The following is a 22,973-nucleotide window of genomic DNA, read 5'->3' as shown; positions in this document are numbered from 1 at the left end:
CTTTCGATGAGTCGCGGGACCCTATGGATATTGCTTTGCCTGCCCTGGACATGTGTCGGGCAGGCCCCACCGCTGCACCCGGTGGACGACATCGCGATGGACGTTTCAGGACCGAAGATCGTGCAGGCAGTCCGGACAGGTGAACCTTTCACCGTGGCGGGCCCCCACGGCATCATTGTAGGCGAGCAACAGGGAGGCTTCGAGTCCTGGCTGTTGCCCGTGAAGCTGCTCAGCCACTGGACGATCGAGGCCAACGTGCAGGGCTACCCGGTGCCCATCGAACTGAACACCATGGCTCGAGAGCTTGAGGTGAGGCCCGACCGAACGACGATCACCTATGCGCACATCGCTCTCACCGTGCGGCAGATCATGTTCGCTCCAGAGGAGACCCTCTCTGGGACGGGCGCCGTCGTGCTCTTCGAAGTGGATGCACTGAAACCGGTCGACCTGGTATTCCGGTTTACGCCGGAGATGCGTCGCATGTGGCCGGCGCTCAACAGCGGTCCTCCCGATGCGGAGTGGGTGACACAAGGGGCGAGCGGCTACTATCTGCTGCACACCGCTTACCCGGACTTTACGGGAGCTGTTGCGATTCCAGGTGCGACTCCGGGCATCATGGCGCCCTACCAGGAGCGGCCACAGGAGCACCCTCTGGAGTTCCACCTGCACGTGGAGCCGTCGGCGGGGCACAAGGTGATGTATCCGCTGCTGATGGCCGTCGGCCGCAGCGCGCAGGCGGCGACCGGCGCGGCGCTTGACGCGACGCTTACAACGCTGAATGACTCGTTGTCAAAGATGTACGCGAAACATGCGGAGGTCGTACGCGAGCGCGCAACCTCACTGACGCACCTTGAGACGCCCGATACGAAGCTCGACGAGGCATTTGACTGGGCGGAGGCGTCGATTGAGCAGTTGCGTGCCACAGCACCCGATGGAGAGCAGGCGCTCGTCGCCGGCTACTATGCTTCGGGAGATTCAGCGCGGCCGGGCTTTGGCTGGTTCTTCGGGCGCGATGCCCTTTACACGCTCTATGCCGTGAATGGATTTGGCGACTTTGCCTTGACCCGCGAAGAGCTCGAGTTCCTGATGAAACGTCAGCGCGCAGACGGAAAGATGATGCACGAGTACTCGCAGACGGCTGGCGAACTGGACTGGTCGCAGTTTCCGTATGAGTATGCGGCGGCCGATGCGACCCCGCTCTTCCTGATGGCGATGGCGGACTATCTTCGCGCCAGTGGAGATGTTGCATTCCTGAGTAAGCATCAGGACGCGGTTCGCAAGGCGTGGCAGTTTGAGACGACGCACGATGCGGATGGCGACGGAATCTACGACAATTCGCAGGGAACCGGCTGGGTAGAAAGTTGGCCCCCGGGCATGCCGAAGCAGGAGATCTACATGGCCCTGCTCGACGCCCAGGCTTCGGATGCAATGCGTGAAATAGCTGCCGCGCTTGGAGATCAAGCTGGAGCCGAAGCTGCCCACGTTCGTGCCAGCAAAGTGCGCGCCACGCTGGAGCGTGAGTACTTCGAACCGGAGAGCGGGAACTATGCCTTCAGCTTCAACGCGGGTAGCGCGGACGGAACGCGGACGGTCTATCCGGCGCTCGCGTGGTGGAGCGATGAGGTTGGATTGGCGCATCCCGAGGCAAGCCTGCGGGCCTTTGCGTCGCACGACTTTGACACGGACTGGGGCGCCCGAGACATCGCCGCGAGCGACCCCATGTTCGATGGCATGAGCTACCACCAGGGCTCCGTGTGGCCTTTGTTTACGGGCTGGGGAGCCATGGCGGAGTATCGTGCCGGCCATTCGCTTGCGGGGCGCCAGATGTTGATGCAGAACGTGGACCTGACCTGGGCGCAGGATCCAGGTGCAGTCACCGAGTTGCTGTCCGGCGACTTCTTTGAGCCGTTCGGTCGCAGCACCAGCCATCAGCTCTGGTCTTCAGCGATGGTCGTCACTCCAATTCTGAGAGGGATGTTCGGGATCACGCTGGACGCCTCTTCACATTCGATTATGGTGAAGCCCAGATTACCTGCATCATGGATGGGCGCGGCGGTGCGTTCGCTCCATCTGGGGGACTCGGTCGCAGACATTGTCTATCGTCGGGAAGGGACGACGATGGTGGTCTCGGTGAAGCCGGTCAGCGGACCCGTGGTCAGGATTGCCGGGGCGGATATGCGTGGAGAACTACGCGTTCCGCTGCCTGCAGTGACCTTCGAGTTGCCGCATGGACTGCCCCTGCGAGGTGCACGAACGGCACAGCCGAAGGTACTCTCAGAGCAGTATTCCGACCATCGCTATGACGTCGAGTTCGAGGGGCTTGCCGGGACGGAGATGACGCTCCGTATCGTTCGAAATGATCCCGGCGTGAAGCTTTCGGTCGATGGAGCAGCGTTAGATGGCGACACACTGACCGTACGATTCCCGGCGGGCGGCGGCTATGTCAGTCGAAAGGTCTCACTTCGCTGGTAGCAAGAAAATCCCCCGCGATGTTGCTTGCGGGGGATAGAACGGTACCGGTTCTTTGTACTGGTTCAGGGCTGCCGCGTTACTCGATCTCAGCAACGTAGCTTGCGAACGGGGCAAGCGTGATGCTCTTGAGCGAATGCGTGCCCTCGAGTTTGCTATCGTCGGTGGCCAGCGTCCTGGCACCGGATCCCATTGCTCCAGCCTTGCTGACATCCAACGTGACAGTCTGTGGTTCCGCGGAGAAGTTCATCGCCAAGACCACAGATTTCGATCCCGGCGCGGAACGAACCCACGAGAGGACATGTTCATTGCCGGAGTCGAGCATGGTCTCCGAACCCGCATGAAGAGAGGCGTTCTCGCGACGGAGCATCGAGAGCTTTTCGAACCATGTCAGCTGCGAATTGGGCTCCTTCGACTCGACCTCAACGTTGACCGTCTTGTAGTTGGGCGCGAGAGGCAGCCAGGTGTGCGGATTGGTGCTGAACCCAGCCTGCGGCCCTGGAGTCCACTGCATCGGTGTGCGCTCACCGTCGCGACCCTTCTCCTTGGGCCAGCCGGTAATGCCGATCGGGTCCTTCACATCTTCCTTGCGTGTGGGCGTCTCCGTGGTCATTCCCAGCTCTTCGCCGTAGTACATGAGTGCCGTGGCGCGAGTCGTGAGCAGAGTGGTAGCGATGATCTTCGCAATCGCAGCGTTATGCACACCATCGCCAAAGCGATTCCAGCTCCGTTCGTTGTCGTGATTGTCGAAGACCAAGAGGGGCCAGTTGGGGCCGAGCTGGGTCTCCATCTCGGTCAGGTACTTCCTGAAGTGGTTGATATCGAGCTTGACGTTTGGTGAGCTAGGGCCGCCGCCTTCAGTATGGAAGCCCACCAGCATATCCATCGGGAGCTGAAGCTCATCCTGACTGGCACCGTACCACTTCATCAGCTCCTGCGTATCGGGCAGATAGGTCTCTCCGATGAGTACGCGATTTCCCGGATAGGAGTCCACCAGTTTGCGCATTCTGCGCTGCACGTCGTGAACCTCGGGGAGCATGTTGGTATACATGTCGTTGAGGTTCGGGTCGCCCTGAGCATTGGTGCCGCCAAGCTCGGGTTCGTTACGTAGCTGAGGATCTTCAAAGAGAGTCGGGATGGCATCCAGGCGAAAGCCCGCTACTCCTCTATCCAGCCAGAACTTCATCGCGCCGAAGCAGGCTTTCTCGACAGCAGGGTTGCGCCAATTCAGGTCGGGCTGCTGCTTGTAGAACTTGTGATAGTAGAACTGCTTTCGGGCCGGCACCCACTCCCAGGCCGAACCGCCGAACAGAGAGGTCCAGTTGTTGGGCGGTACCATGCCCTCGTGTTCGTAGCGCTTCTGGTAGGCCGTTACGCCTGGGGAATCAGCCTTGATGCCGTCGCTCCACACATACCAGTCCTGCTTGGGGTTGGTGCGGGATGCCGCGCTTTCGATAAACCACTTGTGCTTGTCAGAAGTGTGGTTGAGCACCATGTCGAGCAGCACATGGATGTGGTGCTTCTGGGCATCGTCGATGAGCCGCTGCATGTCGGCGAGGGACCCGTATTGCGGATCAACATTCTCGTAATCCGAGATGTCATAGCCGAAGTCGACCTGGGGCGAAGGGTACATCGGAGCGATCCAGATAGCGTCCACGCCGAGCTTCTGCAGGTAGTCCAGTCGCTGGGTGATGCCGTTCAGGTCGCCGACGCCGTCGCCGTTTGAGTCCTGGAAGGAACGCGGATAGAGCTCATCGACGAGCGCGTGCTTCCACCATGGATCGGCGCTCGCCTGGGCTGATGCGGGGCTCGGGGCAGCCAGGGCAAGGGTGACAACGGTGAAACCGGCGAACACATAGGGCAATGCAGCCCTGTGAAAACGGCTAAGACGAATCAAAACAAAACCTCCGGACTCCGGCGAACACTATACCAAGATCGGTGCAGTGTGGTCGCCGCCAAAATGACATGACAAAGTTAGCAAGAAGAAGGTGCGATATTCGCTTCACGACAAACTTTGAGCTGCTGAATTGAGGTGTTTGACAGCATTTGCGGGTGGTCTATCCGCGCCGCCGAACAGGCCGTGTCCCAATACGGCTCGGGAATAACCTTTAGGCAAACCGTTGTGTGGGAAACCTGGGAAAGAAATCAAGAATGCACATTGACATCGAAAGTCCCCTGCACTTATCGTTGCGGTCGCTTCGAAATCTGTCTTATAGCTGTCTCTTCCACTGCTATGGCCGACACGTCGGTACACGCAGGGCCCGGTATCCGGGAGCCATTCACAGGAGGCAGGACAGGGCTGATGCATGAAGCGTTTTTCAGGAGGAGTGGCATGGCAAAGAATTGGGTACGGAATCTCTGCGTACCTGCAGCGATGGCGTTTTCGACGATCACCGGGGCTACCGGTTCGTACGCACACGCACAAGCCGTCTATGGTCAGATCCAGGGAACAGTGACCGACGCGACCGGGGCAGCAGTCCCGAACGCGTCGATTACTGTTACGGACGAAGCCAAGGGAACCACCGTGACGATGACGACCAACGCGTCCGGTGAGTTCGTGGTATCTCACCTTATCCCCGACACGTACGACGTCAAAGTCGGAGCAGCTGGCTTCAAAGGCTACGAACAAAAGGGTCTGCAGATCTTTGCTGACGGAACCAACACCGTTTCCGCGATCCTTCCTGTCGGTACGACGAACGAAACCGTAACGGTGGAGGCCGATGCGGTACCCCAGTTGAAGACCGATCGTGCGGATGTAGCGACGAACTTCAACGCACAAGAACTGACTGAGCTGCCAATTCCAGATCACAACTTCGCCAACCTGCAGCTTCTGCTTCCGGGTGCGGTGCAGTTGGGATGGGCTCATGCGGCGTCTGAGAATCCGCAAGGCTCCAAGCAGATCCAGATCGACGGTCAGGCGTTCGGCGGTGTGAACTACACGCTGGACGGCACTGATAACCAGGATGCAATCCTGGGAATCATCGTCATCAACCCAAACTCGGAGTCCATGTCAGAAGCGAAGCTGGCTACCCAGAACTTCGACGCTGAGTTTGGCAAGGCCGTCGCCTCGGTAGAAACGGTGCAGACGAAGTCGGGCACCAATGTGTTTCATGGAACGCTCTTCGATAATCGCGAGTCGAATGCCAACCTGGCGCGCGACCCGTTCACGGGTTACAACACTTCCACGAACCAGAAGATTCCGTACGGGACCGGTCTTAAGAACCAGTTTGGTGGTTCAATCGGTGGTCCGATCCTGCGGGACAAGATCTTCTTCTTCGGTGACTACCAGGGCGTGCGACAGAAGTCTGCCGGTACAGGTATCGGCACCGTTCCGACGTTGCTCGCACTCCAGAGCTGCACAGGCGCATCCAATGCGTCGAACGGCCAACCGGGATGCGACTTCAGCCAGTACCTGAACGCCACCAACGCTGAGGGCAACCACCAGCTGTACAACAATGCCAGTGGCACGCCGGTGGCGTACACGAACAACATCATTCCTCTCAGCCAGCTTTCGCCGCAGGCTGTGAACCTCTTCAAGCTGCTTCTCGCGAACGGGAAGACTCCGAACTCGACGGGCATCAACGGTGCTGGGCTGCGAAACAACTACGTAGGCAGCGGAACCGGCATCTTCAACAGCAACCAGTGGGATGTTCGTGGGGACGCAACGCTGAACCAGAGAGTTCATATCTTTGGTCGCTTCAGCCGCTTCACGGATACTCTCAGCGGCGCTAGCCTCTTCGGCGCGGCCGGTGGTCCTGGCCTGGGTATCGCCGGCTTCGGTGGTGTCTCTAACGGCGCGAACGATTCACTGGCGCTGGGCACGGACGTCGTCATCAACTCCAAGCTGGTTACTGATATCCGACTTGGATATTTCCGCTACAACATCATCACGCACAAGAATGATCCGGGTAACACCAACCTCCCCTTCCTGGGTGAGAACGTCAGCGGAACCGGCTCGAGCCTCGCGATCGGAACGGACTTCGGCACGCCGGATATTCAGATTGCAGACACGAACCAGACGAACCTGAGCAGCGCTGCGTCCACGACCCAGAACCAGGGGCCGCAGTTCGGTTCGGGCCTCAACATGAATCACTGCAACTGCCCTCTGAAGGAGAAAGAGGATCAGTTCCAGATCGTCAATAACTGGACGAAGACGATTGGCAACCACTCGGTGAAGTTTGGTGTCGATCTCCGCTATGCCCGCAACCTGCGCGTACCGAGCGATTCGGATCGTACCGGTGTGAACAACTTCGGCAACGGTCCAACATCCAACGGTTCTGTTGGCGGCCTCGGCTTCGCCAGCTTCATCACTGGCGACGTCACGTCCTTTAACCGCTACACCAGCACCTCGACCAATGCGAAGGAATTCCAGCCACGAGACTTCTTCTACGGGCAGGATACGTGGCGCGTTACACCCAAGCTGACGTTGAATCTCGGAACGCGTTATGAGTACTACGCTGCGGAGCGCGTGAATGGTGCAGGGAATGGCGCGCTGCTCAACCTGCAGACTGGCTTCATCAACGTCGCCGGTGTAGGCGGAGTTCCGCTGAACATGGGCGTAGCTTCGGCCAAGAACACCTGGAACCCGCGTCTCGGTGCGGCGTACCAGCTCGATTCAAAGACGGTGATCCGCGCCGGCTATGGACGAAGCTTCGATCTCGGAGTCTTCGGTTCAGAGTTCGGACACGTTGTGACGCAGAACATCCCGGTGCTGGCCAATCAGTCGCTGAATGCCGTGGGTGGTAACACCAGCTATGCCTTCAACCTGAGCAGCCCTGGCGTTGGTGGAACAGGTACAGCGTATCCCAATGCCAGCAGCCCGCTTTCCAACTTCACTCCGCCCGCAGCAAACTCGAGCGGTCAGATCGCAATTACAGCATCGATTCCTGGAGCGAATCCCGCAACGACCATCGGTCAATCGGTGAGTGTCAAGGCTCGCCCCTTCACGGAACGGCTTCCGACGCTGGATGCGTGGAACTTCGCCGTGCAGCGTTCGCTCACTCCGAGCCTTTCGATCGAGGTGGCGTACGTCGGCAACAAGGGCTCGCATACATTGAGCGACGGGGATGGCAACAATACAAACCCGAACGAAGCTGCCATAGCTCTTCCGGCATCCTTCAACGTGACTACCAACCAGGCGCTTCATTACGATCCTGCGGGCGGAAGCTGCCTGGCGGGTACCTCAGGTTGCCTCACTGCGAACGCAGTAGGCTCGACGGGCGCAACCTCCAACACGACCCTGCTGCAGCGCTACACCAACGGCAACCTGCCCGCCTGCGGTTCCGGCGCCTGCAACTGGACCCAGGGCATCAGCTACTACGGTGATGATCAGGACACCCACTACAACGCACTCCAGCTCAAGGTGACCAAGAATTACACCAAGGGCCTGAGTATCAATGGCAACTATGCGTACCAGGTCGGCACCGATAACGCGAGCGGCTTCGCAACCTGGAACAAGCAAGCCATCATCGGCAACGATCAAGCTATCCGCCGTAACGCCTTCACGGGCTACGGCCTTTGGCACCTGCCGTTTGGCAAGAACCAGATGCTTCTCAACCAGGGCGGTGTGGTGAACTACATCGTTGGCGGTTGGGAGATCAGCCCGGTGTTTGTCTATCAAAGCGGTTTGCCATTCACGTTGAGCTATGACTCGTGTGCTAACCAGGTTCCTGGTGACGCACCTTGCCAGGTCAACGGAAATGCGGGAAGTCTGAAGACCGGACTCACCGGATTTGGCAACGGAGCAAAGTACTTTACTGCTCCGGGGCTGGGTGGTGCGTTCACGGCGCCGGGTCTGGATACCATCGGCAACGTCGGCCGCAATACTGCCTGGGGACCGCACTTCTTCAACTCCGATATGTCGCTGATGAAGAACGTGACCTTCCACGAGCGTTACACGGCGCAATTCCGTATGGATGCTTTCAACGCATTCAACCACATCAACTATGGCACCCCGGCCGGCTCGGTACAGAGCGGAGGAGGCATCGGCAGCGGTTCCTATCCGTCCAGCTTGAGCGGTACAACCAATCCACGTCAGTTGCAGTTCACCCTGCACCTGGCGTTCTAACTCACTAGCATTTACCTCCCTTCGGTGGGCGGGGATGACATCCCCTCCCGCCGCATTTTTCTTCAGGCCAAATTGGCCATTGCATCGCCCTTGCGATTGAGTTGATGATCGGGTTCATGAAGAGGCACTCTTTGATCGGCACCGCGAGCCTATGCGCGGCCGGAATTTTGTTCTTAGGGACGTTGGCAACAAATCTGACCGCGCAGTCCCCATCGACCGCCGAGGCTGCTTCGGCGCCATCGGCAGCAGCGCTCAGGAAGATGATCGACAATGGGCGCGCAGCTGAGGCGCTGGCGCAGATTGACGCGCTTCGTGCTGATGGCAAGCCTCACGATGGGCTCGCGCTGCTTGCGGGGCTCGCTGACTTCGCCAAGGCCGATCTTCCGTCTGCTGACAAAGAGTTCGCGACTGCGCTGAAAGAGCAGCCCGGCAACCAGGAAGCCACCGAGATGCGGGGGCTGGTGCTGGTGAAACTCGGGCGTCCTGCGGATGCGATTCCTTTGCTGGAAGCCGCAGCAAAGAACAATCAAGGTGGGAATCTTCGTAAGGCAGATCCCAACTACGCATTGGCCCTCTGCTATGTGGATACGCGTCGCTATGACGATGCACGCCACGCCTTCGCCACGCAGTTTGGATTTGCGCCTGACGGCCCGCAAGCTTATCTTCTTGCCGCGCGCATGTTGCTTCGCCGCGAGTTTGTTCCGGTGGCCCTGGAGTTCGCACAGAAGGCTGTAAGCCTCGACGCGGCGCTTCCCGGAGCGCATGGGCTGATCGGGGAGATCGCCCTCGCGCAGGGACGCATCGATGACGCCATTCGCGAGTTCGAGCTGGAACGTCAGCGGAGTCCGTTGGAGGGAAGTACCTATGATCGCCTTGGGGACGCTTACAATCGTGCTGGCCGGTATGACGAAGCACAACGCAGCCTGCAGGAGGCTGTACTGCTGGAGCCGAATGCCACCGGGCCGTTCATCCTGCTGGGCAAGACGATGTTGAAGAAGAACGATGCTGCGAGTGCGGCGTCCTATCTCCAGCATGCTGCGCAGATGGATCCTGCGAACTACATGACGCATAACCTGCTGGGACAAGCGTACCGTGCCCTGGGCCGTACGGAGCAGGCGCGCAGCGAGACGGCACTCGGCGAGAAGCTACAGCGGGCTACTGAACCGCAGCTTCAAACTGCGCACTAAGGCACGGGGATGGTTCGAGCACGCACCTGGTCTCTAGTCGTTGCACACATCGTCCTTGGCGGCGCGTCTGCCTTGTCGCAAGACCCAGGGATGAAGATGACGCATGGGGCCGGTGTGATGCCGTCGTCTCCTGCGATCGGCAGCGTCTCGAGCCCGGCTCCGGGAGCGGATAGCGAGCCCATCTACCAGGCGGAGAGCACGAAGCGAATGGCCGAGAGGCTACGCGCAGATTTTGCGGCTACCGACTGGAAGGTCGACCCCAATAAGCCCGATGTTCGTGTTCGCTATTACTCGCAAGTACTCGCGACGCAGAAACTATCTCTTCACGACGACACGACGGTGCGGGAGCAGCTTGCTCGCGAGATGCTCTATGCCGGGGATAGCGAGGGCGCTGTGCGTCAACTGGAAGAGGTGCGGCGGCGTTGGCAACGCGCAGGGGCGTCGATGCCCCCTTCGGACGTTAAGGAACATGGGCGCTGGCTGGCCCTCGCGTATCTCCGGCTCGGAGAGCAGGAGAACTGCGCGATGAGCTCAACCTCTCGAGCTTGCCTCTTTCCCCTGCGCTCGGACGCGGTCCACCAGAACACGCGGGGTGCAGAAGGAGCTGTTCGCGAGCTTTCGCTGCTTCTCGAGCGAGACCCTGCCGACACGGAGTCGCGGTGGTTGTTGAACGTGGCCTACATGCAGCTCGGCCACTATCCCAGTAGCGTTCCGGCGCAGTGGTTGATCCCCGAGAGTCTGTTTGCGCCTGAAGCCAAGCTGCCAGAGTTCCCACAGCTCGCCGCGTCGGAGGGGCTCGATGTGACAGGGCACGCAGGCGGTGTACTGGTGGAGGACTTCGATGGAGACGGCCTGCTGGATGTGATGATCTCGTCGTCCGGGCCCAACGATCAGATGCGGTTGTTTCACAACAATGGCGATGGAACGTTTCGAGACGTCACGCGGCGCTCTGGCCTTATGGGAGAGACCGGCGGCCTGAACCTTGTGCTGACCGACTACAACAACGATGGGCATCCGGACGTTCTCGTGTTGCGGGGTGGTTGGTGGGGTAGGCAGGGCGCGTATCCGATGTCGCTGTTGCGCAACAACGGCAATGGCACCTTCGATGACGTGACCGAGCGGGCTGGCCTTCTGGTCGAGGGCCCCACACAGACGGCAGCTTGGGCCGACTACGACGGCGACGGCTGGCTGGACATCATGGTCGGTTATGAGTCGAGCGAAGGCGACCGCCACCGATCTCTACTATTCCACAATAATCACGACGGCACGTTCACCGAGTGCGCACAACAGAGTGGCCTTGGCGACCTCGGATTTGTCAAAGGCGTGGCGTGGGGCGACTATAACAACGATGGGCGGCCGGATCTGTACGTGTCGGTGATGAATGGGCACAACCACCTTTTCCGCAATGATGGGCCGCGCGATCCCGGGGACCCTGGCAAGGGATGGCGCTTTACCGATGTGGCTCACGAGGCCGGTGTGGACAAACAGTCCAACAGCTTTGCGACGTGGTTCTTCGACTTCGACAATGATGGCTGGCCCGACATCTTTGTGGCGGGATATTCGCTTAACGCCTCGGGAGACGTCGGTGCGTTCGAGATGGGTAAGCCCGTCAAGGCAGAGAAGCCCAGGTTGTATAGCAACATGCATGACGGTACCTTCCAGGACGTTACGGCAGACGTCCATCTCGATCGAGCCATCCTGACGATGGGTGCGAACTTTGGGGACCTGGACAATGATGGCTGGCTGGATATCTACCTCGGCACCGGCGACTCCACATACCAGGCGCTTCTGCCGAACCGCATGTTCCGCAACTCTCTCGGTCGTAGCTTTCAGGATGTAACGACGGCCGGCGACTTTGGGCACCTGCAAAAGGGACACGGCATCGCGTTCGCGGATCTTCACCGGTCCGGCTTTGAGGACGTCTTTGAAGAGATGGGTGGGGCACAGCCGGGAGACACTTTCCAAAGCGCGCTCTACAAGAACCCCGGCAATGGAAACCACTGGATCACGCTGCGGCTCTCCGGCGTGAGGAGCAATCGTGCAGCGTTTGGGGCGAGAATCGACGTCGCCGTAACGGGCTCCGATGGCAAGACGCGGCACATCTTCAGGACAGTAGGCTTTGGTTCCAGCTTCGGTGGAAACCCGCTGGAACAGCACATCGGTGTAGGCAAAGCTACACGCGTTACTTCAGTGCGCGTGACGTGGCCCACCTCGGGTATTGTGGATGCGATACGCAGCGTCGCGGTGGACCGTCGCTACACGCTGCGTGAAGGTGCAGGACGGCTCGTGGAGGATACGCGGAGATGAACGAGAAGATTTGGACGAGGCGTGGCTTCATTACCTCGCTATCCCGCACCGCGCTGGTGTTATCGATGGAAGACGTGCTCAAGCTGGCGGCTCACGCGCAGCAACCCGCAACTCAACCGGTGCCGCAGATTGGAGCACGGCCGGAATATACCGCGAAGGCGCGCGGTGCGAAGATGCTGCCATCACCCGTCACGGGAACTCCGCTTGGGTTCAGCTTCATCGACGTCGCGAAGGAGAGCGGACTGAATGCGAAGACGATCTATGGCGGACAGCACAAGAATCGTTACCTGCTGGAGACCACGGGTTGCGGCGTTGCATTTTATGACTTTGATCACGATGACTGGCTTGACCTGTTCCTCGTAAATGGCACGACCCTGGAAGGCTTCCCCAAGGGGCAGGAGCCGATCAGCCGCCTCTTCAAGAACAATCGTGATGGCACGTTTACGGACATTACGGCGAAGAGCGGGATGACCCGGAGCGGCTGGGGACAGGGCTGCTGTGTCGGGGACTATGACAATGACGGTCTTGATGACCTCTTCGTCAGCTACTACGGGCAGAACATCCTCTACAAGAACCACGGCGATGGTACGTTCACTGACGTGACTGCCAAAGCTGGCCTGACGCAGTCGCGCTTGCGCTGGAACTCAGGATGCGCCTTTCTTGACTACGACAAGGATGGTCATCTTGATCTGTTCGTGGCGAACTACATTGACTTCGACATCAAGACCGCTCCGCTGCCCGAGGCCGCTGGTTGTGCCTACAAGGGCATGCAGGTTGCGTGCGGCCCTCCAGGCCTCGATGGCGGAAAGAACATCCTGTACCACAACAATGGCGACGGAACCTTTACCGACGTCAGCCAGAAGTCGGGAATGTGGGAGACCATCGGCACCTACGGTCTGAGTGTGACGGTGGCCGACCTGGACAACGATGGTTGGCCCGACATTTATGTTGCGAATGACTCGACGGCCGCAACCTACTATCAAAATCAGAAAGACGGCACGTTCAAAGACGTGGCGGTTGAATCCGGCATTGCTTACTCTCCTGATGGAAAGCCGCAGGCCGGTATGGGCGTTTCTGTGGGTGACTTCAATCGCGATGGCCTGCTCGACATTGTGAAGACGAACTTCGCGGGCGATACAGATTCGCTCTATCTGAACCTTGGGGACGGGACGTTTGAGGATCACACGTATCTCTCAGGACTCGGCATCAATACTCGATATCTTGGGTGGGGCGTGGGCTTCCTCGATGTGGACAACGATGGCTGGCTGGACATCTTTATCTCCAATGGCCATGTGTACCCGGAGGTCGATGGCTCCCATCTCGACGCTCCCTATGCCGAGCACAAGTATCTCTATCGCAACCTGCGCAACGGCCAGTTTGAAGAGGTGACGGACCAGGCCGGGTCTGGAATCACTACAGCTGTACCGGCGCGAGGATGCGCGTTTGGCGACTACAACAACGATGGCACGATGGATGCCGTAGTGAACTGCGTAAACGCTCCGCCACAACTGCTGCGCAACGAAGCGACGATCCAACGGAACTGGATCAAGGTGCGGCTTGTCGGAACCAAGTCGAATCGGACTGCAGTGGGAGCTCGCATCACCGTCACCGCGCAGACCACATCCCAGGAGAAGAGCGGCGTCGGAAAGCAGCCATTGAGGCAGATCGAGGAGGTGCGAAGCGGGGGGAGCTACTACTCGCAGAATGATCTGCGGATTCACTTCGGGCTAGATCAAGCAGTGAAGGCTGATCTGGTGGAGATCGTGTGGCCCTCCGGCAGCAGAGACGCTCTTAAAGATCTCGCGGCAAATCATCTCTACGTGATCGAAGAGGGTGGAAAGATCCTCAAGTCGATGCCGATGGGCGCGGCCGTCGCGGTTGAGAAGAAGGTTTGATGGGTCCGCGCTACTTGCTGAAGGCCATCACGACCGCTGCGGTCATGGCGCTCGCAATGGTTCTCGCTGCGCAGCAACCGTACCCGCCGAGTGCCGAGCATCCGACGCCAGCCTGGTTTGTTGATGTAGCGACGAAGGCTGGCATCACAGTCCGCAACGTGAACGGCGATGCGGAGAACAAGAAGTACATCGTCGAGGCAACGGGCTCGGGCGTCGCCATTCTCGACTATGACCGCGATGGTTGGATGGATATCTTCCTGGTGAATGGGCAGGAGTTGCACCCCGAACAGCGCAGAGGCGAAGCCCCTACGAGCCATCTCTTCCACAACAATCACGACGGCACCTTTACGGATGTCACATCGAAAGCTGGATTGGTGTCTACTGCATGGGGGCAGGGAGCCTGTGTGGGGGACTATGACAATGATGGCTTCGACGACATCTATGTGACGGATTACGGAAAGAACCGGCTCTTTCACAACGAAGGCAATGGCACCTTCAAAGAGGTCGCCGAGCAGGCTGGCGCGGCGGGCACCGGTAAGGAATGGGGCACGGGTTGCGCCTTTATCGACTACGACCGTGACGGCAAGCTCGATATCTTCGTTGCGAATTACTTGCACTTCGACCTTGCGAAGACACCAGCGCCGGGGTCGGAGGCGGGTTGTACCTGGAAGGGTGCTCCTGTCATGTGCGGGCCGCGCGGCCTGCCTCATGCACCGAACATCCTGTATCACAACGAAGGTGGCGGGAAGTTCAAGGACGTTAGCGCGGCTGCAGGAATCGAGAAGACCGAAGGTCACTACTGCTTCTCTGTAACCACGCTGGATTACAACGAAGACGGCTGGCCGGATATCTACGTTGCGTGCGACTCCACGCCCGCGATCCTGTATCGCAACAACAAGAACGGTACCTTTACCGACGTTGCTGCAGATGCGGGGGCGGCGTTCAACGAAGATGGCCGCGAGCAGGCTGGCATGGGCTCTACGGCTGCGGACTACAACGGCGATGGGCATCTCGATCTCTTCAAGACGAACTTCTCGGACGATACGGCGACGCTCTACAAGGCCAATGGAGATGCCACGTTCACGGACGAGACGACTGAAGCCGGACTCGGAATCAATCTGGATGCGCTGGGTTGGGGAGCGATGTTTGCCGACGTAGATAACGATGGCTGGCCCGATCTTCTTGTGGCCAACGGTCATGTGTATCCCGAGGTTGATTCGGCACGGCTCGGTGCAACGTTCAAGGAACCGCGCTTTCTCTACTGGAACGCCGGGAACGGCAAGTTCAAGGATCTTTCTAAGAGTTCTGGACCAGGTATGACTGAGCCGTTGAGCGGCAGGGGGCTCGCCGTTGCCGATCTCTGGAACGACGGCCGGCTGTCTGCCGTCGTGAATAACCTTAGCGACCGGCCGATGCTGCTCGTCAATGAAGCCCGGAACTCCAACCACTGGCTGGGCGTCAGGCTCGTGGGGACGGTGTCGAATCGAGATGGCATCGGCGCCCGTGTCGTCGTGCATCTCGCAACTCGAGATCTCGTCGACGAAGTTCGAAGCGGTTCGAGCTATAACAGCTCGAGCGACCTGCGGCTGCACTTCGGACTTGGTCATCAAGAGGCGATAAAGGGCATCGACGTTCGCTGGCCCAACGGTGAGCATGAGGCATTCAAGGCAGCGGGCGTGGACCGCTTCGTCGAGCTGGTCGAGGGTAAGGGCGCGAAGCCCTGACTCGATTCGGCTCTCCGGTCTGTGGCTCGACCGGGACCGGACTATGCCGGGCGTGGCATCCTTGTGACGTATGCCAAAGAAGAGATCCGGACCGGCTGACTATTCGAGCGGTGGCGATGGGATGACGCCATCGGCCCGCAGGCGTGTTCTGCGAGATGGGGCTCGTGCGAACGAGTTGCGAGACCGTGCGTTTCGCCAGATCGTGCTGAGCATCCCTCCCGGCAAGGTGAGCACGTACGGCCGCGTCGCGGCAGCGGCGGGATACCCGCAGTATCACCGGGCCGTCGCGAGATTGCTGCGGACGGATCCTCCGGACTCTCTTCCCTGGCATCGCGTGCTTGGTACTGGAGGAGAGATCAAGCTGCCGGGCGAAGCGGCAGTCGAGCAACGGGCCCGGCTGCGGATGGAAGGAGTCAGCTTTCGTGGTGACCGTGTCGATATGGAGGTTTGCGAGCACCGTCTGAGGAGCTGGGAGGCGCTCGACTGAGGTCCGGCGGGTGTTGAACTCTGATTTTGTTGCAACTTCCCACAAAATTCGTCCGAGAGGAGTCTTAGCTCTCGACAGCGCACCGGATGGCGTGATGATATGGCTGCTGCATTGCGAAGCGCGATGCAGGTAACCCTGAGGAGATGTGCGATGAGTCATGAGGTTTCGCGCAGGAATGTCCTGCGCGGTGGTGCGCTGCTGGCTGGTTCGATGATGCTTCCAGAGATGAGCGCGACCGCCGCTCCAATGAAGATGCTGGGCGTGCCGGGATTTGGTCTGGGACTCGCCAGCTATACCTTCCGCAACTTCAATCGGTCTCAGATGATCGGGTTCATGAAGCAACTGGGCTTGACCGCTCTCAATGCCAAGGACGCGAAGGACCATCTGCCGATGGACCCAGCCCTGGAGGCTGCAGCCCTGGCAGACTACAACGCGGCTGGGATCGTATTGCATGCCGTGGGTACGGTGTCCTTCTCAAAGCCGGACGAGGCGGATATCAAGGCCAAGTTCGAATACGCGAAGCGTGCGGGCGTGAAGGTGATCGTCTCCGGTGATCCCGACACCAGGTCGCTGCCCATCATGGAACGCTTTGCAAAGGAGTTCGATATCCGCATCGCGATCCATAACCATGGACCCGAAGACGCCAAGTATTTTCCGTCCCCGCTGGATGTACTCAAGGCGGTGAAGGGAATGGACCCCCGCATGGGTTGTTGCATCGACGTCGGGCATTGCGAGCGTGCAGGCACGGATCCGGTTGTGGCGATTCATGCTGCAGGGCCGCGACTCTTCAACATGCACGTGAAGGATCTCACGGACTTCAAGTCGAGAGAGAGTCAGGTTGCCGTCGGTCAGGGCAAGATTCCGTTCCGCGCGATCTTCGAAGCCCTGGGTTCCATCGGCTACAAGGGCTTTGTCGATCTCGAGTACGAGATCAATGGCGATAACCCCATGCCTGGCGTGATCGAGAGCTTCGCGTATATGCGTGGCGTCCTTAATGGGATGGGATATCAGAAGGCTTAGCTGGACAAGCTTCGAAGTGTGAGGGCGGGCGGGCGCTGGACATGGCGACTCGCCCGCCTTTTGTTTGCTGCCTTAGCCTCGTGATCGACGCGGACTTTGCGGCTTGTTCACGACTCCCACCGACGCATCGTGGACAATAGCAAGGAAGCCGTTCGTCGCTGCAGTCTTCCGATTGAGAGGTGCCGGTTTCAACAACTCGACTTGGAGGTTGCAGTATGCGCCAGGTCCTTGCAGATGTGATTCCTTTCCATCGTGAGAGACTGAGGGTGCGCCGTTGGTGCTTGGTTGTATTGATCGTTGTGGCTCTACCGGTTTGGCTGTGCAACGCAAACGCGCGTGCGCAAGCTACCGGGGCGGTTACGGGTGTCATTACAGACCCTCAGGGACGTGTGGTTGCGGGAGCTACAGTTGAGCTCACCAATGCAGCCACGAAACAGCTGCGAAGCACCGTGAGTGCTTCAAGCGGCGAATATCAATTTCCCCTTGTTGCTCCAGGAAACTACACATTGCAGGTTACTGCGCCTGGCTTCAGGAGCCTGGTCGCGAGTGGCGTGCAGGTGCTTGTGAATGGCACGTCGCGCGAGGATGCGCGCCTGTTGCTGGGCTCAACAACGGATGCGATCTCCGTCACGGGTTCCGCACCTTTGGTCGAGACGTCGAATGCGACTACGGGAGTTGTCGTTGGGCAACAGGATGTCGCCGATCTCCCGTTGAATGGACGAAACTTCGCCCAACTGGGCACGCTCATTCCGGGCGTCGTGGCAGCGCCTGCGGGTCTCGGCGGGGCGAGCGGTAACGCTACACCGGGCGGCTTTGGCGACACCACTGGCAGCTTCAATGTAAATGGCCAGCGCAATCAGTCGAACAGCTTCCTGCTCGACGGCGCGCAGAACAATGATTCCTTCAACTCCGGCTTCGTGATGCGGCCTCCTCCTGATGCGATTCAGGAGTTCAAGATCATGACCCATTCTTACGAGGCGCAGTATGGGCGCAATGCCGGCTCGGTGGTGAACGTCGTCACGCGGTCTGGTACCGATCAGTACCATGGCTCAGTCTGGGACTTCAATCGTGAAGGTGCTCTTGCAGCCAGGAACTTCTTCACGCCTGCGGCCTCCGCAAAGCCTGAGTATCTGCAGAACCAGTTCGGTGCAGCGGGTGGGGGGAGAATTCTGCGCGACAGATGGTTCTTTTTCGGCTACTACGAAGGCTATCGCGTGAAGGATGCTACGGCCAACACTCTGAGTGTGCCGGAGCTCAGTTCCGCAGAGCGAGCAGGGAACTTCAGCGAATTGCTCACCGGGGCGGCGGCTTCTTCCGGCTGCGCTGCCACTGGTGTTTCCGGGAGCGGGCGCATCATCGATCCGGCCACCGGTGCTCAGTACTGCTACGGTGGGCAGCCGAATGTGATCGACCCTGCTCGTGAGAGCGCCATCAGTTCCTACCTGCTGCAGAATTACATCCACTTGCCGAACGCTGCGAACAACTTCTACGTAGAGTACCCGCCCAACATCGATAACCGGGATATGTATGGCATTCGTTCCGATTACAAGTGGCGGTCGCACCAGTTACTGGGACGATATCTTTACGCGCATCAGAATCTGTTTGGTCCGCTGACGCCATCGAGCTTTCCTGTCACCGGGAACAGACAGATTATGAGTCTCTACGATGCGTTGGGCTCTGATACGTGGATTTTGAATGCGCACATGATCAACGTGGCGCGTTACGCGCGTCAGTGGATCCATGGCGTTCCCAACAGGACCAGCGGTGTCTCTCCATCGACCGCGGGCTATCAGTATCAGCCGACGAATCAACAGGCGCTTGGTCTCCCCAACGTGACGCTCACGGGATACTTCACGCAAGGTGATCTACAGCAACCGTTCGCTTCGAGGAAGAACTACGTCGACTCCATCGATGATGACTTCACGTGGGTGAAAGGCCGGCACCAGTTTCAGTTCGGCGGCGAGGTCCAGCGCGATGCCATCGACCTGTTATTCATCAACAGACCGAACGGTGCTTTCACCTTTAATGGCAATTTCACGGGCAACACGCTTGCGGATTTTTTCCTCGGATATCCGTATATGTTCCAGCAGGGCTCCGGCGACCCGGCGCTCAATGGAGCTTCGTGGACCTATGCCGCGTATGCGCAGGATGAGTTTCGCGTGAACCGGCATTTGACACTGGATGTGGGGCTTCGCTACGAGGTGAACCTTCCCTACACGGAGGCGAACAATCATCTGGCGGCGTTGCATCCCGGGCAGCAGTCCACCGTACAACCCACTGCGCCTCTGGGTCTCGTATATCCGGGAGACAGAGATACGCCAAGGGCTACCTATTATGCCGACACGAACAACGTAGCGCCGCGGCTCGGAATCAACTTCGATCCCACGGGCGATGCGAAGACTACGCTTCGTGCTGCATGGGGAGTCTTTTACGATACGGTGCCGGGGCAGGGAGACTTCTTCCAGAACGGAACGCTGGCGCCCCCGTTTCAACCGTTGCAGGAGATCGACTTTTATCCTCGACCTCTGGCTTCGGCTTCGAGTGCGTACTTCGCGAATCCGTATGCCGGCGTCACCTCCGGGCCAGCTGGATTTCCCTCTGGGCTAACCTTCATCGGCTGGAGCCTTCCGCACTCCTTCCAGACCGCAAGGGTTTATCAGTACAACGTCGGAATCCAACACCAGGTTGCTGACGTTGTGGGCGTCGAGGTTGCGTATGTGGGGTCGCGTGGCGCGCATCTGCCGGTCTTCATCGAAGCGAACCCGACAACAGTGGTTGCGGCGTCGTCCGGCACCTCGGCTTATACGGCGGGATCGCGCGCGGTCTTTCCAGCGCTCGGTCTGGTACGACCCACCTTCTCAGCGGGTGGATCCTGGTACGACTCTCTGCAGACGAGCTTGCAGCTGCGAAGCTGGCACCACGTACGAGCGACTGCGGCCTACACGTGGAGTCACTCGATCGACGATCTCTCGGGTCTGAACATCGGTGGGGATTCGAGGCCTGTGCTCCCGGTGACTATCGGCGATCAGTCCTCGATCGATGCGGCGATGTCGGAAGAGCGAGGTAATTCGCTCTTCGATGCCCGGCAACGTGTGGTCGTGAGCTTCAGCTATGAGCTGCCGCAGATGAGGTCGTCGAACGCAGTCGAGAAGCTGCTGCTCGGCGGCTGGCAGATCAACGGCATCTTCCAGGCGCAGTCAGGGAACCCATTCACCGCGGTGAGTGGCACCACGACCGCACAGTCGCTGACCTTCCGTCCAAATCTAACCTGCAATGCAAACAACGGCCCGCGTCGCGTCGGCAGCGCAAGCATTTTCCTCAACGTCGGTTGTCTTCAACTCCCGATGACATCAGGAGGGCTGATCAACAACAGTCAGTCAGGGAACGAGCCGCGCAACGTTCTGCTGGGCCCACGGTGGAACAGCTCGGACGCTTCGTTGTTCAAGATCGTCCCCGTAGCTTCGGAGCAGAATGTGGAGTTTCGTTTCGAGGTCTTCGACCTATTCAACGAGGCCCACTTTGCGCAGCCGAACGCGACCTTTGGAGCCTCCAACTTCGGAACGATTACTTCGACCGTCGGAAGCGATCAGAGGATCATTCAGATGGCGTTGAAGTACAGCTTCTGACGTAGTTGTCCCCACACGGAGCCCTGGAGCCGCGTGGGGACAACTACGTCAGGCAGGAATTAACGTAAATCGATCTGCGTTTCGATGGCGTAGCGAACGAGCTGGGAACGACTGCGAACCCCGATCTTCTCGAACAGCTTCTGCACTACAGCCTTGACGGCACTTTCGGTGAGATCGAGCCGCGCGCCAATCTCCTTGTTCCCGAGGCCTTCGAGGATGCCGCGCAGCACCTGCGACTCCCGCGGCGTCAACCGGCTTAGGCCAACGTTGGTAGACGTGGCCCGCGGCTCTTCGTCGTTGAGGAGCGTGAGCGCGGCGCCGGATGAGATCCATCGCTCGCCCTTGGCCGTCCGCTGGATGGCGAGGACCAGCTCTGCAGGCGGCTCGGTCTTGAGGAAGATGCCGGCGTTCAGCTGCTTCACCGCCTTGTGGAGATCTCGTATGTCCATGCCGGCGGTGACCATCAGCGCCTTTGCACTGGGTCGAAGCTGGCGCAGACGGCGGAGCAGATCGAGCCCATTGGACGCGAGGGTCGCAGTACTGGCCAATTCGTAATCGATGAGGGCGACATCGAATGCGAGACCACGCTGGATCGCATTCATCGCCGTGTCCGCGGTGGAAAAGTCGCCACTCACGTGAAATCCCGGCTCTTCCTCGAGCATGCGTCGCAGGCTCTCGCGAAAAAGGGTGTGATCGTCGACGAGGATCACCTCGATCGGATTGTTCTCAGTGTTCACTCGTCTACCTCTGCCACGGTTAGTTCCACGATGAATGTAGCGCCAATGGGGCTCTCTTCAAAGCGAAGCTCCCCGTGGAAGCTTCGCATCATCGCCTTGGATAAATAAAGTCCCAATCCGGTCGCGCCTCCTCGCTGTCCGAAGGGTCGAAAGAGCTTGTCTGGATCGGAGATGCCGGGGCCATTGTCAGCAACGGCGATATGAACGAGGTCACCCTGCCGCGTTGCGGTGACTCGAACCCGCGGCTCCTCGCTTTCCAGGAGGGCGGACTGAGCGTTCCTGATCAGGTTTAGAAAGACCTGAATGAGACTCGATGAGTCTGCCCAGACGGCGGGAAGGCCTGGTGTGATCTCCCACGCGAGGTCGATATCTGCCTCTCGAAGCGAGGCCTGCACGACGATATAGAGGTCGCTTAGAAAGTTGTCGAGGTGGACGTAGGTCGCCTGGCGCTTCACAAGCGAGAGTTCGGCGGATGCCATGCGCTCCAATGCGGCAACAAGCTGTCGCAGCGCGTCAAACTCCTTCACCTGTCGCGCATCGGGCTTGTTCAGCAACAGGTTCTGCTGGACGTTTGAAATCGCGGCGCAGATGTTGCGGATCTCGTGGGAGAGAGCCCCCAGGGCGATCCTGGAGCTGACAAGCACCTGCTCAAGGTTTGCCTGCTCACGATCCCTGGTCTCATTGGAAGAGTCGATAATCATCGCCGTCAACCGGCGCCCCTGCGGACTGTTGTAGGTGGAGAACCAGACGTCGGCGAGAAATGGATCTTTGTTCGCCCGAAAGCCCTGGCACTGCATCATCGTGCGGAGGCGCTCAAAGCCCTGACGTCCGACCTGTACACGCGCCAGAGAGGGCACGAAGCGGATCAGAGGCAACCTCTCCAGCGAGGCACTGATATCTCCGGCGGTACCTCCCCAGAGTTGTTGGGCCGCATCATTCGCATCGAGGATCACTCCGGATTCATCTACTGTGACGATGGCAATCGATGAGTTTGCGACGACCAGTCTGAGTTGCTCTTCGACGCCACGCCGCGTCTCAACTTCGGTTCGTAGAGCATCCGAGTGGGCCTGCTCTACGCGGCGGCGCTGGACGGTCTCGTGTACATAGAGCCCCACGGCGACATAGGCAAACCAGTACAGTGCATCGCGCGGAAGTCCTTCCTTCAGGTTCCAGGTGAAGGCATCTGCAAATTCTGCGGTGAAGGTGCATACGAGGCCAAGCAGGGCGATTTGCCAGCGCTCGAGCACTGCACTCATCAGAATGATCGGAACGATATACAAAGGCGCCAGCGGAATCGCCACACCGGTCTTCAGGTCGACGACTGCGATCAGAACGATCGCGGCCAGTCCGCTGGCGATGATGAAAACCCGGCTGCGGGGCGTCAACACCGATCTTTCCAGCCACCGATCCACTTGAAATCTCATCGACATCTGCGTGAAGTACCCTGTTCCTCG

Annotated in this window: 12 protein-coding genes; 9 read left to right on the top strand and 3 right to left on the bottom strand. The window is 59.2% G+C overall.

Annotated elements, in window-relative coordinates:
• Positions 1-6: 6 nt before the first annotated feature.
• The gene (locus C4S68_RS04430) at positions 7-2,472 is read left to right on the top strand and encodes an amylo-alpha-1,6-glucosidase (protein ID WP_146072004.1); all 2,466 of its coding nucleotides are present in this window, start codon (positions 7-9) and stop codon (positions 2,470-2,472) included.
• A gap of 76 nt (positions 2,473-2,548) precedes the next feature.
• Here C4S68_RS04430 and C4S68_RS04425 read toward each other — a convergent pair whose 3' ends face one another.
• Positions 2,549-4,366 (bottom strand): alpha-glucosidase, encoded by a 1,818-nt coding sequence (locus C4S68_RS04425; protein WP_235011348.1) that lies wholly within the window; start codon positions 4,364-4,366, stop codon positions 2,549-2,551.
• A gap of 435 nt (positions 4,367-4,801) precedes the next feature.
• Here C4S68_RS04425 and C4S68_RS04420 point away from each other — a divergent pair, with 435 nt between their 5' ends.
• The 8 genes from C4S68_RS04420 (at position 4,802) to C4S68_RS04385 (ending at position 20,782) form a co-directional block, all read left to right on the top strand.
• Positions 4,802-8,536 (top strand): TonB-dependent receptor, encoded by a 3,735-nt coding sequence (locus C4S68_RS04420; protein WP_235011347.1) that lies wholly within the window; start codon positions 4,802-4,804, stop codon positions 8,534-8,536.
• 182 nt (positions 8,537-8,718) lie between these two features.
• A complete protein-coding gene (locus tag C4S68_RS04415) occupies positions 8,719-9,723 on the top strand; it encodes a tetratricopeptide repeat protein (RefSeq protein ID WP_235011346.1) in 1,005 nt (334 codons plus the stop codon).
• Between the two features lie 90 nt (positions 9,724-9,813).
• Positions 9,814-12,030 carry a CRTAC1 family protein gene (locus C4S68_RS04410; RefSeq protein ID WP_160114986.1) on the top strand — a complete coding sequence of 739 codons (2,217 nt, stop codon included), beginning with the start codon at positions 9,814-9,816 and terminating at the stop codon, positions 12,028-12,030.
• Positions 12,027-13,925 carry a CRTAC1 family protein gene (locus C4S68_RS04405; RefSeq protein WP_235011345.1) on the top strand — a complete coding sequence of 633 codons (1,899 nt, stop codon included), beginning with the start codon at positions 12,027-12,029 and terminating at the stop codon, positions 13,923-13,925. The genes C4S68_RS04410 and C4S68_RS04405 overlap by 4 nt, the downstream gene beginning before the upstream one ends.
• Positions 13,925-15,649 (top strand): CRTAC1 family protein, encoded by a 1,725-nt coding sequence (locus C4S68_RS04400; RefSeq protein WP_235011344.1) that lies wholly within the window; start codon positions 13,925-13,927, stop codon positions 15,647-15,649. Before C4S68_RS04405 ends, C4S68_RS04400 begins: the two co-directional genes overlap by 1 nt.
• A gap of 70 nt (positions 15,650-15,719) precedes the next feature.
• The gene (locus C4S68_RS04395; RefSeq protein ID WP_235011343.1) at positions 15,720-16,136 is read left to right on the top strand and encodes an MGMT family protein; all 417 of its coding nucleotides are present in this window, start codon (positions 15,720-15,722) and stop codon (positions 16,134-16,136) included.
• Positions 16,137-16,286: 150 nt separating this feature from the next.
• Positions 16,287-17,156, top strand: a complete 870-nt coding sequence (locus tag C4S68_RS04390) for a sugar phosphate isomerase/epimerase family protein (RefSeq protein WP_103931750.1) — start codon at positions 16,287-16,289, stop codon at positions 17,154-17,156.
• Between the two features lie 215 nt (positions 17,157-17,371).
• A complete protein-coding gene (locus C4S68_RS04385) occupies positions 17,372-20,782 on the top strand; it encodes an outer membrane beta-barrel protein (protein ID WP_103931749.1) in 3,411 nt (1,136 codons plus the stop codon).
• Between the two features lie 59 nt (positions 20,783-20,841).
• Here C4S68_RS04385 and C4S68_RS04380 read toward each other — a convergent pair whose 3' ends face one another.
• Both C4S68_RS04380 and C4S68_RS04375 read right to left on the bottom strand, forming a co-directional pair.
• Positions 20,842-21,519: a response regulator transcription factor gene (locus C4S68_RS04380; protein WP_103931748.1), complete on the bottom strand. Its 678-nt coding sequence runs from the start codon at positions 21,517-21,519 to the stop codon at positions 20,842-20,844.
• Positions 21,516-22,907 (bottom strand): ATP-binding protein, encoded by a 1,392-nt coding sequence (locus tag C4S68_RS04375; RefSeq protein ID WP_160114984.1) that lies wholly within the window; start codon positions 22,905-22,907, stop codon positions 21,516-21,518. Before C4S68_RS04375 ends, C4S68_RS04380 begins: the two co-directional genes overlap by 4 nt.
• Positions 22,908-22,973 lie beyond the last annotated feature (66 nt).

It is taken from the genome of Bryocella elongata, from assembly GCF_900108185.1.
GTDB lineage: Bacteria > Acidobacteriota > Terriglobia > Terriglobales > Acidobacteriaceae > Granulicella > Granulicella elongata.
This window is presented reverse-complemented; position numbering and strand designations above follow the sequence as displayed.

What these genes read in the sequence shown, in the direction of transcription:
- C4S68_RS04430 (WP_146072004.1), top strand. Translation starts at nt 7, where the DNA reads ATGAGTCGCGGGACCCTATGGATATTGCTTTGCCTGCCCTGGACATGT.
- C4S68_RS04420 (WP_235011347.1), top strand. Translation starts at nt 4,802, where the DNA reads ATGGCAAAGAATTGGGTACGGAATCTCTGCGTACCTGCAGCGATGGCG.
- C4S68_RS04410 (WP_160114986.1), top strand. Translation starts at nt 9,814, where the DNA reads ATGAAGATGACGCATGGGGCCGGTGTGATGCCGTCGTCTCCTGCGATC.
- C4S68_RS04405 (WP_235011345.1), top strand. Translation starts at nt 12,027, where the DNA reads ATGAACGAGAAGATTTGGACGAGGCGTGGCTTCATTACCTCGCTATCC.
- C4S68_RS04400 (WP_235011344.1), top strand. Translation starts at nt 13,925, where the DNA reads ATGGGTCCGCGCTACTTGCTGAAGGCCATCACGACCGCTGCGGTCATG.
- C4S68_RS04395 (WP_235011343.1), top strand. Translation starts at nt 15,720, where the DNA reads ATGCCAAAGAAGAGATCCGGACCGGCTGACTATTCGAGCGGTGGCGAT.
- C4S68_RS04390 (WP_103931750.1), top strand. Translation starts at nt 16,287, where the DNA reads ATGAGTCATGAGGTTTCGCGCAGGAATGTCCTGCGCGGTGGTGCGCTG.
- C4S68_RS04385 (WP_103931749.1), top strand. Translation starts at nt 17,372, where the DNA reads ATGCGCCAGGTCCTTGCAGATGTGATTCCTTTCCATCGTGAGAGACTG.